The sequence below is a fragment of the Mesotoga prima MesG1.Ag.4.2 genome, assembly GCF_000147715.2.
Taxonomy (GTDB): Bacteria; Thermotogota; Thermotogae; order Petrotogales; family Kosmotogaceae; genus Mesotoga; species Mesotoga prima.
Map to the genome: position 1 here is coordinate 1,492,275 of NC_017934.1, position 14,195 is coordinate 1,506,469.

Here is a 14,195-nt window from a genome sequence, read left to right on the forward strand (position 1 = left end):
TGGCCTTGAAGATTTACGACCTTACTGGAGCTTGGGACTGCTCAAGGGAAAAAACTTATACCGGTTCTTCCGTTTAGTTGGTACCTGTAGGGTTCTATCTACGAACTGCAGCTGCCCTTATATCTGATGCCTGTAATAACCTGCATGGCTTCAACCAAAATCCTCACAAAAAGGTTGTGCTTATCAAGCCCACCAACGGATGAATCTGAACAACTTCAATTTCGTTCGCACCTGAATGCTGGAAAACTTCTTTCATAAATGAAATGCTCGCCGGGTGATCTAATTCGTTGTCGTCGAAATAAACTTCGTCCCACGCATCCCTGTGCTTTCCAGGATCGTCGAACCACATAATATCACCAACAACGATCCTACCGGGCCTCTTCAAAATCTGCGTAAGCTTCGAAATCGCTTCCATCTTCATCGGATCTGTAAGATGGTGAAGAGAATAGATGGCTACAACCTTGTTTATGTTCATTCTTGATAGGTTCACTTCTTCGCACGGGTTCTCGAAGGAGCCCCTAAAGAATTCGACGTTCTCAACACCCGCGCTGGCAATATTTGATCTTGCATCTTCTAACATCCTTCTGCTAATGTCAATGCCTATCACTTTTCTGCAGTAAGGACTGGCGGCCACGGCCCACCTTCCTCTGCCGGTTCCGATATCAAGTAATGTATCTCCGGAATCAAGATCAAGATAATCAAGTGCGAGCGCACCAACCATTGCGATGATATCACCTTTGAACGGATCAATATCTGCAATCGGAGAGGCCTCGGGAAGATTGTCAAATTCTTGCTCAAGTTTTCCACGATCGTAATGCTGCTTCAAATGACTCACCTCGTAACTCTACCTTATCATCTAGATTATACTCCAGGCAACAGTGCAATATGACTGAAATCCGAATCAGTCAGCAGATCTGAATCTCTTGGCCTTCTCTGAAGCTCTTGTAAGCAGCATCAACGACTTTGAGAGCCTCAAGTCCATCTTCTCCTCTTGTGAAAGGATCCTTCCCTGACCTAAGAACCTCAACAAAATCCTCAATCAAAAGGCAATCAAAGTTGTCACCATAAGCTTCCCATCGACTACCCTTTTCGTTGGAATAGACCTCGATCTTTGAGTTGAAGACATCCAGGAAGAGCGTTCCCTCAGTTCCGACTATGTGAAGAGTTACGTCTCCCCAGTAAGGATGGGTCTTTGGTCTCGACCAGCTGCAGTCGAGTGTCATGTACTGGCCAGTCGAAAGTCTGAACATCTCCAGTCCACAGTCTTCGACCGGTATGTCATGTATAAGGGTACCGTAAGTTGCGTAAACCTGTGTGAATTCGCAGTCAAGAAGCCATCTCACTATATCCACCACGTGCACGGTGTGATCCATAACGGCACCGCCACCGCCCAGCACCGGGTCTATGAACCAGCCGCCCGGCATTCTCCCGTGGTTTGTTCCCACCAGACTCACCACTTCGCCCAGCAGACCGCCCGCGATGATCTCTCTGGCCTTTCTCACGGAGGCACTGTACCTGACCGGGAAGGCTATTTGAAGCTTCACATTGTTCTCGCGGCAAATCTCAATCATCGCCTCCGCGTCTTCTACCGTTGTCGCGATCGGCTTTTCGCAGAGAATGTGTTTTCCGGCTCCGGCAGCGATCTCGACGAACTCCCTGTGGGTAGAGTTCTCGCTCGTTACTATCACACCGTCGCTCCGAGCGACGAGTTCTTCTGGCTTTTCACAGGGCTTTATGCCCAGGTGTTTGCAAGCTTTGTTCATCCTGGATCTGTCCTCATCGTAAAGCCCCGCTATCTCGATATCATTCATTCTCTTCAAGGCTCTCACATAGCTGTAACCGTGCATATGTGCAATACCTAGGATCGCGATTTTCGTCATCTCAAAACACCTCCGAAAGCTCGACCGATCTGTGCAGTTTTGCAGACATGTTGGCCGCCAGCGCGACTCTCAACGATTCTATGGCCTCTTGCCCGTTAACGGGGACTTCTCTGTCTTTCTCTACTGAGAGTATGAAGGACTTCAATTCTTCGGTGTACGGATCAAAATAGGCCGGATTCTCCTGCAAGTATCTCGGCTTTCCATCGATCGAAGTTTGCAGACGAAGCATCGTCTCTCTCTCGTAGCTGTTGGTTATCATTCCCTTAGTGCCGACAAATTCGTAGAACGTTCCAAAATTAACAGGCATCCCGGCCGGTTCGGCCCAGCTGCCTTCGATGTGTGCCAGGGCGCCGGATTCGAACCTCAGAATCGCCATGCCATGGTCGAAAGAGTTTTTCTTCCTCTCCGAGCTCAGCGTTACTGACCTCGCTTCGACGGTTTTCACGGGGCCCAGCAGTTTTCTGAGAAAGTCGAAATCGTGTATTGAGAGATCTACGAAGACGCCCCCGCTCTTTGTAATATCGGCGAACCAGTTGTCTATACCGTGAGAGGGAAATGAACCTCCCCTGTAAAGCCTTGCCATTACAATTTCACCCACGTCTCCGGCGGCAGCAAGTTCCTTAACTCTTATATACTGCGGAAAGAAGCGTACAACGTGGCCCACCATGAATTTCCTTCCGCTCTTCTTGGCCGCCCTGTCCATTGCCCTTGCGTCTTCAAGAGTTAGCGCCACGGGCTTTTCGCAGAAGACGTGCTTGCCGGCCTTGAGCGCCCTGACGGCAAGTTCCCTGTGCGTGAATGTCGGCGTGCAGATACCTACAATGTCTACACTGCTGTTTTCCAGAACCTCCTCAAAGCTGGCGACGGTCGCTCCGTATTTTTCTGAGATCGCCTTTGCCCTGCTTTCGATTGGATCGACTATCCAGAGGGAATTTCTTTGATCGATGGCCCTGTAGGCCCTCGCGTGGACGTTTCCCATCATCCCCGCTCCAAGTATCGCTATCGAATGCATCTCGCTCCTCCTTTTCTCTCTTCCGGTTTGAATATGTCGGCTTCGTTCAATCCGATGCAATTCAACACTCTGGTTATGAACTCTCTCTTCAAAAGCTGTTCCGGACCGTGCGAATCGGTCCCGTAAGAGAACCGCACGCCCCTGCGCCGGAGGAGATCGATCACCTCAAGCCTGGGCGATGCGGACATTTCGTGAATCTCCACGGCCACGCCGCTCTTTACGAGGGCCGGACCTATCGAGGCGTACCAGTCGAGGGCGAGATACTTCGCGGCGTAGTAACGCTCGATCTCGCGCCTTTCATCGAAGGGCTGCTCGCTCCAAGAGGCGTCAGGAAGGGTATCCCTCGACATGGCCGAGAACCTGAAAGCCTCCCTTTTCTATTCCGCGCTCTATGTAAGTCCTGTACTCTCTCCAGTAGTCGGATTCGCTCTTATGCCTCCAGTTTACCCTGTGCACGCTGGCGATCAAGAAATCGAAGGGCGGTACCTTCGCCGGAAGCATCAAGCCGTCCGGTCCCAACCCCGTTTCGCCGCCCAGAAGAACCTCTATGCCAGACTTTCTCGCTTTCTCTTTGAACCGGTTGAACAGATCCATATAATGAGCCTCCGACACGGCCACCGAATGGGGCAAGCCCGTTTCGAAGTGATCGGTTATCCCGCATTTCGACAGACCGGCATTACGCAGCGCTGTCAGAACCTCCTCGAAGGACATCGAACCGTCGGAAAAGACCGTATGAAAATCGAAATCAACGCTCATCATCACAGCTCCAGATGTTTTCACCATCGAATTTCCTTTTGCTTTCTATAGAGAGAATCTTCAATGTCATCGGCACGATATCAACCAGCTTTGCCGCAGGTATTCTGCAGCGTTTCATCATGCTACCCCAGAAAGCGATCACGGTTCCCTCCTCGCCCTCGGTTCCATGATAGCCGAATCCTCCCGTTTTCGGTCGCAAATATGGCCTTGAGTCTTTATCCAAGAGCTCTGAATTCACCAAATGAGGCGACGATATTCGATAGGGTTGCCTTTCTGTTTGCAAATTCCACGGTCTCGTCTTCTTCGGCATACTCCATCACATTACGGGCCCACGTTTTCCTTATGTTTACCCTTACTTCTTCACTTGCACCTGCCATCCATCGGCTATTGCGCTTGTCGTCAGGATTCCTTTGAATTGATCACCATGGTATACAGGGATCTGAGAATATGATTTTTCAGCAATAATCTTTAGCCTTTTCCAGGCTGTCATTTGTGTCTATCTTCGCTACTTTCTCGTATCCAAATACAGAAGTAATCCTTGGCGGATCATTGAGCATACGAGCGATCCGCTCTATGTCTTGAACTACTTCGCCGTGTGGCTCTGCGATAGGTCCGGTATCGGCTGTTACTGTCTGGACTATCGCGTTGCGTAACTCTGAATATTCCAGAAGAACCTCGAGAAAGCTCCTGAGAACCTTGTCACTCTTCGACAAACCTCTCAAAGATCTGGAGAATTCATCGATCTGATTATCTTCGTTGAATCTGCTAAACTCCCCTTCTGTCGTTGCAAAGGCACGCACGAATCTCACTGAATTCTTCATGGTCAATCCGCCTGACTTAAGAACACTTATGCTGAGAAAAAATGAACTACGGTGAGAAACAGAAATGGACTCTCACTTGTGTTTTCATCTTAATTAAAGTATAACAAAACGGTGGTTTGGGAGAAAACGGGTTTCAGCTAATAGTCCGTGATTAGAGTAGACTGGTGGGTTTCTCTATCGAAGAAGATTAGATTGTTTTAATATGAGCAGATCTGTTCGTAATTTTAGCCTATTCCTGATTATCAAGAAGTCTCTTTCTTCTGGGGTTGTTCAGCTCTTACAATTATGCATCCAATAATTCAAAGAGCAGCCGGGGGAAAGGCTGCTCTTTGATGTAACTACGCTACACTGCTTTTCTTTTGACCTTGGTCGTGTTGACGGAGCAAGTTGCATTTTGTTGGACGAATCATGTTGAACAGTTACAGAGTTGCCTATTTCATCGGATTTTGTTGCAATGTGATTTTTCTCGCTCAGAGAACGGAAAATTGAAGTCCGGGTTCTATCTGAGTTTTTCTAATAGCTTTCTTAGCTTCTTGTATGACTTGCCTTCGAGAGGATATGGCAGGGAAAGCAACCAGTCGCTAATCAGCGCAATAGCCAATGTATATGCCCTGCCATCTTGAATCAGATCCTCAATTTCCTCGTCCTTGAGCAGGTTGCTGTCTAGTATAGCTTCTGCCTTGCTGCATAGAACTTTCTCAGCGTACTCTGACACAAGTTCCTTGATCTGCCTTTTCACTATCTCTTTCTCTTTCTCTCTCAAAGCGATCACCTTTGCATCCTCAAGAACTAAGTCAACGGCCAAGCGTTGTTGACAAAAAGAACCATGCAAAACAATGCCTATGTGGCGTTTATCCAAGTTCATAGGTAAGCTCGGCTGTTTACACGCAGTTCTTTGCAGAAAACAAGATTGAGCTCAAAGTTTTTGTAGCAAATCAGGGGATTTCGAGACAATAAAAGATGAAGAAGTCCCTAGCTTTCTGATGATTTATTGCTTCATTTCTTCCAGTTTGGGTGGCAAATGATTCTCGCTTCTCTACACGATAATCGAGACCCGAGGGTGCTTTCCTTATGAGCTAAGGAGGACGTTCAAAGTGAAAGGATTATTCCGCAAGATTTAAGCGAAAGAATGATTACTCTTGCCGAACTTTTCTGAAATGAGGACTCAATAACTCCCTTCGAATCAAATTTGGTAGCGAACTAGAACGCGTGACTTGCTAATGACAGGGAAGACGGCAATGTGAGCATTAAGATTCGAGGCTGCGGAAATTAGTTTCCTTAATGCGACTGATTTGTTGAAATCCACTTCTAAGAGAAGCGGCCGATTGACGCGAATATTTTGAGATTCCTGTGAGAACTTTAGTATTCTACACCTCAGCAGGCAAACAAGACTGCGATCGCTTGATTCGAGTTTACAGTTCTCAAATCCGCAGTATCCGTAAATCTCTTTTGAGATTTCTCTGGTCCGTGGTCTTGGCATAAAGTTGCTACGTAATATTAGATCTATCTATCCATCTATCCGTGCTTGGTGGACTTGTAATTTGGATTGAAGACTTCTCTTGAAGGAGGGGTTATTAGCCAATGGAAAGAACAAGAGCCGGTCTTACACTTGTCGAACTTGCAGTGGTTTTGGCTGTTTTTACGATAGTACTTGCTTCTGTGTTGCTTATGTTTACTGACCTCACAAGAAGATCAAGAATAGCTCTTGGAGAGGTGGAAAGGTATTCAGAGCTCTTTAGGGTTGATAGTCTGATTCAAGCTGAGCTTTCAAAGGCGGGTCCGAATGTTGAAAAGATAACACTTGTAAGGGAAAGTGAAGAGGGTCCGGCAAAAGGATTGAGATATATGGTTTCTTTGCCTTTTGTCAGAGGAAAGGTGACAAAGCAATTCTATATAGATGAAGGTCGGCTTTTCATATGGGAAAAACAGAGTGGTCAAGGGGACTTTCCCGCTGATAGTACTGCAGATGTAATTGAGTCTTTTGACAAAAGCGAGGACATAATTTTCTCTTCGAGCTCATTTGACCATGTAGATTTGGAATTTGAGTCTGTCGACGGAGGATCGGTTTCATATAGCATAATGCTTTCTTCGCCCGATGGAACCAGAACTCACAGGTCTTCTGTGAGATTGATAAATGTGAAGTGAGGATGACTATGAAGAAGGGACTTTCTATGGTCGAAATGATTATCACAATGGCTGTTGTTGCGATAATAATCGTGACCGTATTTCAGATATTTCTGACAATACACTCGACTCTTAGCAAGTCAAATGCGAGAATGAAAGATTACACAGAAATAAGATACGAAATCACCAATCTTTGGAGATCGGGCGGAGCTAACGATTACGGATTGGAAGTATCTGAAGATGGATCTTTCTTTGACAGGTTAGCTGCAGAAGGTGTCTCTTCTGGTCTCCTGGAAAAGCTTGAAGCAGCAATCTCAATAATGAATGTACAGGACAAGAGCCGCGAAGCAACATTCACTGCAGTAATGCAGAAGTGATTGGGAGTGAGCCACATGAGGAAAGGGCTTGTTTTGCCATTGACCTTGATAATAATGATGTCAGTTACAGTAATCTCTGTTGCGCTTCTAAACAGAACTTCTTCAACTACCTCAGAGTTGTTTCAACGGATTAGCAAGGCGCAGCTGCAGGTGAACGGGGGAAATGCATTCTTCGCGAATTTCGGATACCTGAAGAGGAAATTCGCTGAAGAAAGCTATCTCAATCTGTCAACCGACAATTTCTACATGTCACTTACTTCTACCCCGACAATGTACGAGGATTTTCTCGGTCTTTTCGCTAGTGATACTCTTGAATATCTGGCATGGAAGGATTTGTTTTCGAAGTTCTCTGACGAGAGGTTCTACAAGCCAGGATTTGATTTGACTAAGGTTTTTGATGAAGTGACGGGGGGAACCTTCGACGATATGGTTCTAATCCCTTACAAATCATCTCCAAATACACTTCTCGCGATCGTGAGGACCTCTAAGGGGAATATGAGTGCTTACTTCTGGGGACTTGCGAGCCCGCGTTTCTTCAGCAATTGGTCGAGATTTGAATTAGAAAGTAACTCAACTGCCTTCTGGTATCCTGGATCGGTGATATATGGACCGACTTTCTTTGGGTCCGTAGGTCAGGGCGGAGCTGGAAACGGTGGTTTCAGAATGAAGGCAACGATTCCGCCTGATCCTGACGATGTTTCTGGAGATGGCCCGATCTTCAATGGTGAGGTTTGGTGCGAGAATGCAAACATCGACCTTGCCCTTCAAGGGGATTGGGAAGGAAGAAAGACAATACGCGTTGATACGGATGGCGACGGTGATTTTGATGATGAAAGATTCAACAACAAGTACTATGCAGTACACGTGGAGAATGGCGAAACATGGGTATTTCTCGAGGGGTTCAATGAGGTAATTGTTGCAGATTCTTATGAAGAAGTGCAAGGAGAAATGAGAGTGAAAGGTTCAGTTATTGACTTTGTAGACAACGCTTCTTCGGGGGATTTCAACAGCCGTTTTTTACCCTGGTTTCTGCGAGCAGGGAGTATCAAGGTTAGTCAGGAAACTATAGTAGACCTTGAAACGAGATTCGATGAGATGGAAGAATACTATCAAAGCCACTACTCAAATACGACCTCGCTGGAAGACATGCTGAATGCTATTGAGATGGGCAGCGTTTTACCTCAGAATTCTCTCGGCCTCTACTTGAAAGACACCGAGAGAAGCTCTGGTTCTCAAGTCACTGAGACCGAAACGTTACAGCAGATAAGATACGAGGACACGCAATGGCTTGAAGCTCTTCTAATCAATAGCAATGAATTTCTAGATGAACTTGAAGCCTGGATAATTGATGATGATCACCGGAAACTCTCTGCGAATTCTATTCTCGGGAAGAACGACAACATAACTGATGATAGCTTCACGTATGAGGAATTGCGAGAGATAATCAGTAGCGACCACGTAACGCTTTCAGAATTTGAATCCCCGATCATTGAGGAAAGAAGAAGCATTGTTCAAGTAGAAACGACCGGAAACCTCAGTATATTGGACATGGCCAGCAATGTAACTATATCGTCAGATGTTCTTCTCGGTTCTTCACTAAACAATCTTGTCGGATCAGGAGCTTTTGAGAGCTCATCTTCATTTTCTGTGATCAGTTATCAGTGGGATAGGGAAGTAAGATCATCAAGTGGCAGCCAACAGATAAGAGAGCGAACTCGAGTTGCGAACAGATACCCCATGGAATATGAAATGTCAACAGTTGTTTTTTCTCTTAACTTCACCGGATGGGAATGGAGGTTCACTGGTAAGAGTGGCCCATCTCAAAAGGGACCCAGATCATGGAGTCACAATTCAAGCATCGAGGGGCCTGTAGCAATAGCAGTATGGTCAGACTGGAGTTATTCTCAATGGTCTGATTGGGACGTAATAGGCGGGGGTGGTAGCGGCCAAAAGATTGCAGATGCAGATGTCGACATGTATTTGATAACTCCGTCCGATGGTTTCTCTGAAATGAACTTCGACACTACCGTTATTATGAAGGTAAATTCGCACGATGAGGACGACTACCCTTCTTTCACCACCGAGGCGACCTCTTTCTCGAACAAAGGATACTACGTGGTAGAGGAAGATATTGAAACGGGAGGTGCGGGAATACCTGGAGGGGTCGGAACAACACTGGGAAGAGAAGCAACTGTGATTGACGGGAGATACACAATTAGGTCGAAAGAAGGAGATATCAGGATTTATGGAGATGTCCTTTATAACGACATGCTGAATGATTCAACTTTCAGAAGCTATGTAGATGAGTCAGGACTTGCTTTTGACTCGAATTACAACCCAAACCTTTCAGCGGCCAACGCATCATTGAACGACATGCTCAATCTTGTGGCTACTAACGGGAATATTGTAATGCCTTACCAGAGCAGTTCGAGTGGAAGAGATGCGATTAAGAACATTAAGCTATTTACTAACCTTTTCGCGTTCGGGAAAAATAGTGGGCATAGCAATACGGGACAGATTCTCATAGATGACTACGATCGCTACAATGTCGATATGGGCTTTAGGCATCTGTTTGGCACTATGGTTTCCATTGAAGCAGGTCCTGCAGGAACTACTTCAGGCGGTTTCAAAAGCCGCAACTACTACGACGAGAGGCTGTACGGAAACGAGGACCTTCCATTTGCTTCTCCGGAATCAAATATCCTTGAGGTGATGGGCACATCGATGAGATAGTTTAACTGTACGTAGTTCATTGTTTTTGACATAGACCTGTTGAGATCCTTTGCATGAGTCTAAAAACAAAACCCGGCCTTTTCGCCGGGTTTCTTTTTCCCCCTTGATTCCTGCTCAATTGTATGATTCTAGACCCATTAGCGACGTCGGCTCTCTATTTCGTTTGGAAGCCAGCTCCGATGCTGTTCATGAGTTCGAAAAAGCCAGGAAATGATACCGAGACGCATTCGGCGTTGCTGACTTCGGTTACTCCTTCGGAGAATAGGCCAGCGACTGAGAGAGACATTGCAACCCTATGGTCGTCGTGGCTCTGGACCTTTGCTCCGGTAAGTTTCTTTCCGCCGTGAATGATCATTTGGTGATCTGTGTCCTCGATCGATGCACCCATTTTCGAGAGTTCTCTCTTCATGACCTCGACTCTGTCTGTCTCTTTTACCCTTATGCTCTCAATTCCGGTCAATACTGTGTCTCCCTCAGCGTAGCAGGCTGCGACAGTAAGTATTGGAAGCGCGTCGGGAATGTCTGAACAGTCTATGGTGATTCCCCTGAGTTTAGTTCCTCCAACTGCCTTCAGAGAGTTGCTGGATCTGTTTAGAGTTACATTTCCGCCCATTTCTTTGAGTATGTCGACAATTACGGCGTCGCCCTGGCTGCCCGAGAGATCCAGGTCCTCTATTACTAACTCCGAGTCAGTTACGAGTGCAGCGACTAGTGGAAAAGCGACGGATTCCCAGTCGCTGGGAATTGCAGTATCGACCGGTTTGTAATTCTGAGGTCCTTCTACTTCGAAGAAACTGTAATTCTTCTCATCATACTTGACTTCTATCCCGTGTTCGCTCATCCAATCCACGGTCATCTGGAGGTAAGGCCTTTCTATGGCCTTCTGAACTTCGATCCTGGTTTTTCCCTCGAGCCTCGCCGATGCCAGGAGCATTCCAGAAATGTACTGTGACATCTTTCCATCGAAAACAATAGTCCCTGCCCTCATTGGTCCTTTTACAATGACGGGAGCCGCATCGCTGTCACTTCTCGTCGTGACGGCGAAGGCCCCCAGTTTTCTCATTGCTTCCAGCAGTTTCACAACGGGTCTTCTACGAATCTGATAATCTCCCGTAAGAACAACGTAGTCACTCAGAGTCCCCGAGATCGCCGTGGCAAAATAGAAGGTCGTACCGGAATTCCCGCAGTCAATGACATCGTCGGGAATCTTTAGGCCCTCGGGGCTGCTCTTTATCGTCCATACTCCCTTTTCAATTTTCACATCGGATCCGAAGGCCCTGGCAGCTCTGGTAGCCGCTAGACAATCTTCGCTCGGCAAAGGGTTTCTTATTGTAGAGACTCCTTTTGCCATCGCGGCAATCAACACCGCTCTTATTGTATGGCTTTTTGAACCGGGCACAGAGAGCTTACCCGAAAGATTATGCTTTGAAGCAAAGGCTATCATTTTCAATTCTCCTTTCCTTTGTCAGACCTTCCGGAGAAGAGTTTTCTCACCCCGGTCTTGACAAACTTGAAATTGGAAAACAGTGATATGAGAATGAAGACAATAAGAATAATGCTGATGGGTCTTGAGAACATTGAGATTATCAGATTGTCTCCTGCCGAAGCAAGCGATACCGCCCTTCTAAAGTTAGCGTCCATCAATGATCCCAGCACAATACCGAGAACCATTGGCGCCACCGAGTATCCCTTCCTTCTCATGACGAAGCCAATCAGACCAAAGATGGCCATAATAAGGATGTCGAAAACACTTGAGTTTATCGCATAAGCGCCGATTATACACAAGATTGCGACCACAGGAAGGAGGATCTTCTTCGGAATCAGTACCATCCTTGCCATTAGTGGAGCCACACCGATTCCGAGAGCAATTATCGAAAGAGATCCAATTATTCCAGCAGCCAGTATTACATAGAAGAGGTCGGGAGTCTGCGTGAAAAGCAGAGGACCGGGTCTCAAGCCGTGGACGTACATTGCGGACAGAAGAACGGCAGTAACGGCGTCTCCGGGCACAGCAAGTGTCAGCATGGGTATAAGTGCGCCTCCTATGCAGGCATTGTTTGCAGATTCGCTTGCAACTATCCCTTCTACGGCCCCTTCGCCAAACGGAACTTCGGGTTTTCTGACCGTCTTTTTCGCCTGATCGTAAGCAATTAGAGAAGCTACTGGGCCTCCCGTGCCTGGCAGCGCGCCTATGAAGGTACCTATCACAGCCGACTGGAGTGAAAGGGGAATGTGCCTCATGAGCTGCCGAAAACCGACCTTCTCTTTCCCCAGTTTACCGGCTATCGGTTGGAGTGAGCGCTGCCCTATCTGAACGAGAATCTCCGAAAAACCGAACAGACCGATCAGAGCAGCTATCAGCGAAATACCTGCTTGAAGCTTCATCGAGCCGAATGTGAATCTCGGTGTGCCCATAATCGGATCGATTCCAATCAAGCTTATTATTACTCCCAGTGTTGCACTAATCAATCCTTTTAGGAAGTTCTTTGACGTCAAGGATCCGACAGTGGTAAGGCCGAAGAGGGCAAGTAGAAAGTAATCCATTGGCGAGAACTGTAGGGCAATCTTTGTAACTGGTTTTGCGAGTAAGGCCAGCATTATCAGACCAAAAAGAGTACCAACAAAAGAATAGACGGTAGCAACTCGTAAAGCCTTTCTGGCCTGTCCCTTCATGGTCATAGGAAAGCCGTCAAGTGTCGTTGCGACCGATGCGGGAGCTCCTGGGATGTTTATGAGTATCGCGGATATAGCACCGGAGAAGACTCCAACGACATAAACTCCCATCATAAGGGCCATAGCATCGTTGACCGTCCACGTGAACGTTACCGAAACAAGAATCGCGGTAGCCATTGTGACGGAAAGCCCCGGCATTGCGCCTACAACAAGTCCGGCAAAGGCACCGACAAATACCAGGAAAATGAACCTTAGATCTATCGCGGCGAGTATCTGTTCAACCATGTGCACATCACCTTCTCAAGGCAGGTAGACACTCAGTAGAACACCAAAGGCGTAATACAGGCCAAGAGTAGTCCCCACAGAGATTATTCCCAACAACCACCAACGCTTCTCTCCAAGTAGGAGCAGCATCGAGGCCAGGTAAGGAATTGAAATAGCAATGAAGCCAATCATCGGAAGAAGCCAGACATATATGAACGTAAGTGCCATTGAAATTGTAATTCTGAGCCAATCAACCTTGTCAAAACCACCCGATTTGAAACTCTTGCTTCTCACCGCCTGGAATATTGGAGATATTGCAAGCACTAAAAGTATTACACCCATTATCAATGGAAAGAGACCGGGCGCAAGTGACCAGGAACCGTAAGGGTTCATCCCAGCCGAGACTACAATTATGAAGACGGCGATTACAGCGAAGAAAGCTCCTTCGATTATCTGGAAATTGAGACCGCCACTCGTTTTTTCTTTCATAATAACCTCCAAAGACGGTAGACACGAAGTCTACCGTCGATAGATCAGAATCTCTCTATTCCGAAGTCTGCAGGACTATTGGGAGCCACTCCAGCGTCATAGAGAAGCCATGCAACGATCGAGGTCCAGCGCTTCCAGTATTCGATAACAGCGTCGCCCTGAACGTCGTGCATTCTGTTGTAGAAGCTTGACTCCGTGAATTCGATCCATCCCGGATCCTGAACTGCCTTCTGAGCGGCTTCGAGAATAACCTGTTTGATCTCGGGGGGAGTTCCTTCCTTTACAAGAATACAGTTTGGGAATGTCAAAGGCAGGTAACGCGCCATTTCGGGAATCGCGTCCGCAATTGGAGGAACATCTGGAATCGCAGGAGATCTCTCTCCCTTTGTGTAGACGGCAAGGGCTCTCAGATCACCGGTTTTCAAGTAATCGAGAACCGTGCCGATGTTGCCAAATGTGAAATCAACCTGACCGCTTATTGTTGCGAGCATGGCAGGGCTGCCACCGCCGAATGGAGTCATGGAAACATCAAGACCAACCTCTTCCAGCAGAAGTCCCTGGATGTGTCCGCTGGCCCCAGGGCCAGAGTATGACATCTTTATCTTTCCGGGGTTCTCCTTAATTGCGGTAACGAGTTCATCCATAGTCTGGTACGGCGAGTTGCCCGGAACGACTACCACTTTCGTATCTTCCACAAGCATCATAATTCCTTCGAAGTTATCGAAGCCAAGCTTGCCCGTTCCCATAACTCTGAAGACTCCTGGAGTCTCTGCCGAGAGAAGTAGCGTGTACCCATCTGCCGGCTTGGAGTAAGCAAAATCCGTTCCAATTGCTCCGGAAGCGCCCGGTTGGTTCAGAACGACAACGGGAACTCCCAGGTACTTCTCTAGATAAGGTGCAAATGCCCTTCCCACTCTGTCGGTGATCCCGCCGGCCGCCCAAGGAATAACGAGAGTTACTGACCTGTTAGGGTACGATGCAAGAACTGATGCAGCAATAACAAGAACTAGCGAAAACAGAAGAACTTTCTTCACAACAATCCACCTCCTCGAAATCGGAAAACGTT

Annotated in this window: 16 protein-coding genes; 3 read left to right on the forward strand and 13 right to left on the reverse strand. The window is 47.2% G+C overall.

Annotation, left to right across the window (positions count from 1 at the left end; translation table 11 throughout):
* Window positions 1-163 precede the first annotated feature (163 nt).
* From THEBA_RS07135 to THEBA_RS07165, 9 genes are all read right to left on the reverse strand, one after another.
* Window positions 164-835: a class I SAM-dependent methyltransferase gene (locus tag THEBA_RS07135; RefSeq protein ID WP_236609107.1), complete on the reverse strand. Its 672-nt coding sequence runs from the start codon at window positions 833-835 to the stop codon at window positions 164-166.
* 70 nt (window positions 836-905) lie between these two features.
* On the reverse strand, window positions 906-1,880 hold the full coding sequence (locus THEBA_RS07140; RefSeq protein ID WP_014731045.1) for a Gfo/Idh/MocA family protein: 975 nt from the start codon (window positions 1,878-1,880) through the stop codon (window positions 906-908).
* Between the two features lies 1 nt (window position 1,881).
* On the reverse strand, window positions 1,882-2,892 hold the full coding sequence (locus THEBA_RS07145; protein WP_014731046.1) for a Gfo/Idh/MocA family protein: 1,011 nt from the start codon (window positions 2,890-2,892) through the stop codon (window positions 1,882-1,884).
* Window positions 2,880-3,242 carry a hypothetical protein gene (locus THEBA_RS07150; RefSeq protein ID WP_041928114.1) on the reverse strand — a complete coding sequence of 121 codons (363 nt, stop codon included), beginning with the start codon at window positions 3,240-3,242 and terminating at the stop codon, window positions 2,880-2,882. Before THEBA_RS07150 ends, THEBA_RS07145 begins: the two co-directional genes overlap by 13 nt.
* Complete coding sequence (locus THEBA_RS07155) at window positions 3,220-3,648, reverse strand: PHP domain-containing protein (protein ID WP_041928116.1); 429 nt, start codon at window positions 3,646-3,648, stop codon at window positions 3,220-3,222. Before THEBA_RS07155 ends, THEBA_RS07150 begins: the two co-directional genes overlap by 23 nt.
* Window positions 3,638-3,766 (reverse strand): hypothetical protein, encoded by a 129-nt coding sequence (locus tag THEBA_RS14800; RefSeq protein WP_269078245.1) that lies wholly within the window; start codon window positions 3,764-3,766, stop codon window positions 3,638-3,640. The genes THEBA_RS07155 and THEBA_RS14800 overlap by 11 nt, the downstream gene beginning before the upstream one ends.
* 97 nt (window positions 3,767-3,863) lie before the next feature.
* On the reverse strand, window positions 3,864-4,025 hold the full coding sequence (locus tag THEBA_RS14390; RefSeq protein ID WP_006486869.1) for a hypothetical protein: 162 nt from the start codon (window positions 4,023-4,025) through the stop codon (window positions 3,864-3,866).
* A gap of 78 nt (window positions 4,026-4,103) precedes the next feature.
* Window positions 4,104-4,469: a hypothetical protein gene (locus THEBA_RS07160; RefSeq protein ID WP_006486873.1), complete on the reverse strand. Its 366-nt coding sequence runs from the start codon at window positions 4,467-4,469 to the stop codon at window positions 4,104-4,106.
* A gap of 499 nt (window positions 4,470-4,968) precedes the next feature.
* A complete protein-coding gene (locus tag THEBA_RS07165; protein WP_236609108.1) occupies window positions 4,969-5,241 on the reverse strand; it encodes a hypothetical protein in 273 nt (90 codons plus the stop codon).
* 809 nt (window positions 5,242-6,050) lie between these two features.
* Here THEBA_RS07165 and THEBA_RS07170 point away from each other — a divergent pair.
* From THEBA_RS07170 to THEBA_RS07180, 3 genes are read left to right on the forward strand one after another with little or no spacing between them, the layout of a single operon-like run.
* The gene (locus THEBA_RS07170) at window positions 6,051-6,614 is read left to right on the forward strand and encodes a PulJ/GspJ family protein (RefSeq protein ID WP_014731048.1); all 564 of its coding nucleotides are present in this window, start codon (window positions 6,051-6,053) and stop codon (window positions 6,612-6,614) included.
* An 8-nt stretch (window positions 6,615-6,622) separates the two neighbouring features.
* Window positions 6,623-6,970, forward strand: a complete 348-nt coding sequence (locus THEBA_RS07175) for a prepilin-type N-terminal cleavage/methylation domain-containing protein (RefSeq protein WP_014731049.1) — start codon at window positions 6,623-6,625, stop codon at window positions 6,968-6,970.
* Between the two features lie 15 nt (window positions 6,971-6,985).
* A complete protein-coding gene (locus THEBA_RS07180) occupies window positions 6,986-9,703 on the forward strand; it encodes a hypothetical protein (protein WP_014731050.1) in 2,718 nt (905 codons plus the stop codon).
* A 154-nt stretch (window positions 9,704-9,857) separates the two neighbouring features.
* Here the strand turns inward: THEBA_RS07180 and aroA are convergent, their stop codons facing one another.
* Genes aroA through THEBA_RS07200 form a run of 4 tightly spaced genes read right to left on the reverse strand, consistent with a single transcriptional unit; the run spans window position 9,858 to window position 14,163 of the window.
* Complete coding sequence (gene aroA / locus THEBA_RS07185; protein ID WP_014731051.1) at window positions 9,858-11,147, reverse strand: 3-phosphoshikimate 1-carboxyvinyltransferase; 1,290 nt, start codon at window positions 11,145-11,147, stop codon at window positions 9,858-9,860.
* 2 nt (window positions 11,148-11,149) lie between these two features.
* Window positions 11,150-12,661, reverse strand: a complete 1,512-nt coding sequence (locus THEBA_RS07190) for a tripartite tricarboxylate transporter permease (RefSeq protein WP_014731052.1) — start codon at window positions 12,659-12,661, stop codon at window positions 11,150-11,152.
* A gap of 15 nt (window positions 12,662-12,676) precedes the next feature.
* On the reverse strand, window positions 12,677-13,129 hold the full coding sequence (locus tag THEBA_RS07195; RefSeq protein ID WP_014731053.1) for a tripartite tricarboxylate transporter TctB family protein: 453 nt from the start codon (window positions 13,127-13,129) through the stop codon (window positions 12,677-12,679).
* 44 nt (window positions 13,130-13,173) lie between these two features.
* Window positions 13,174-14,163: a Bug family tripartite tricarboxylate transporter substrate binding protein gene (locus THEBA_RS07200; protein WP_014731054.1), complete on the reverse strand. Its 990-nt coding sequence runs from the start codon at window positions 14,161-14,163 to the stop codon at window positions 13,174-13,176.
* Between the last annotated feature and the right edge of the window lie 32 nt (window positions 14,164-14,195).

Bases quoted from the DNA above. Each gene is read 5' to 3' on its own strand.
- THEBA_RS07140 (WP_014731045.1), bottom strand. From the start codon at position 1,880: ATGACGAAAATCGCGATCCTAGGTATTGCACATATGCACGGTTACAGC.
- THEBA_RS07145 (WP_014731046.1), bottom strand. From the start codon at position 2,892: ATGCATTCGATAGCGATACTTGGAGCGGGGATGATGGGAAACGTCCAC.
- THEBA_RS07150 (WP_041928114.1), bottom strand. From the start codon at position 3,242: ATGTCGAGGGATACCCTTCCTGACGCCTCTTGGAGCGAGCAGCCCTTC.
- THEBA_RS07155 (WP_041928116.1), bottom strand. From the start codon at position 3,648: ATGAGCGTTGATTTCGATTTTCATACGGTCTTTTCCGACGGTTCGATG.
- THEBA_RS14800 (WP_269078245.1), bottom strand. From the start codon at position 3,766: ATGAAACGCTGCAGAATACCTGCGGCAAAGCTGGTTGATATCGTGCCG.
- THEBA_RS14390 (WP_006486869.1), bottom strand. From the start codon at position 4,025: ATGGCAGGTGCAAGTGAAGAAGTAAGGGTAAACATAAGGAAAACGTGG.
- THEBA_RS07160 (WP_006486873.1), bottom strand. From the start codon at position 4,469: ATGAAGAATTCAGTGAGATTCGTGCGTGCCTTTGCAACGACAGAAGGG.
- THEBA_RS07170 (WP_014731048.1), top strand. From the start codon at position 6,051: ATGGAAAGAACAAGAGCCGGTCTTACACTTGTCGAACTTGCAGTGGTT.
- THEBA_RS07175 (WP_014731049.1), top strand. From the start codon at position 6,623: ATGAAGAAGGGACTTTCTATGGTCGAAATGATTATCACAATGGCTGTT.
- THEBA_RS07180 (WP_014731050.1), top strand. From the start codon at position 6,986: ATGAGGAAAGGGCTTGTTTTGCCATTGACCTTGATAATAATGATGTCA.
- aroA (WP_014731051.1), bottom strand. From the start codon at position 11,147: ATGATAGCCTTTGCTTCAAAGCATAATCTTTCGGGTAAGCTCTCTGTG.
- THEBA_RS07190 (WP_014731052.1), bottom strand. From the start codon at position 12,661: ATGGTTGAACAGATACTCGCCGCGATAGATCTAAGGTTCATTTTCCTG.
- THEBA_RS07195 (WP_014731053.1), bottom strand. From the start codon at position 13,129: ATGAAAGAAAAAACGAGTGGCGGTCTCAATTTCCAGATAATCGAAGGA.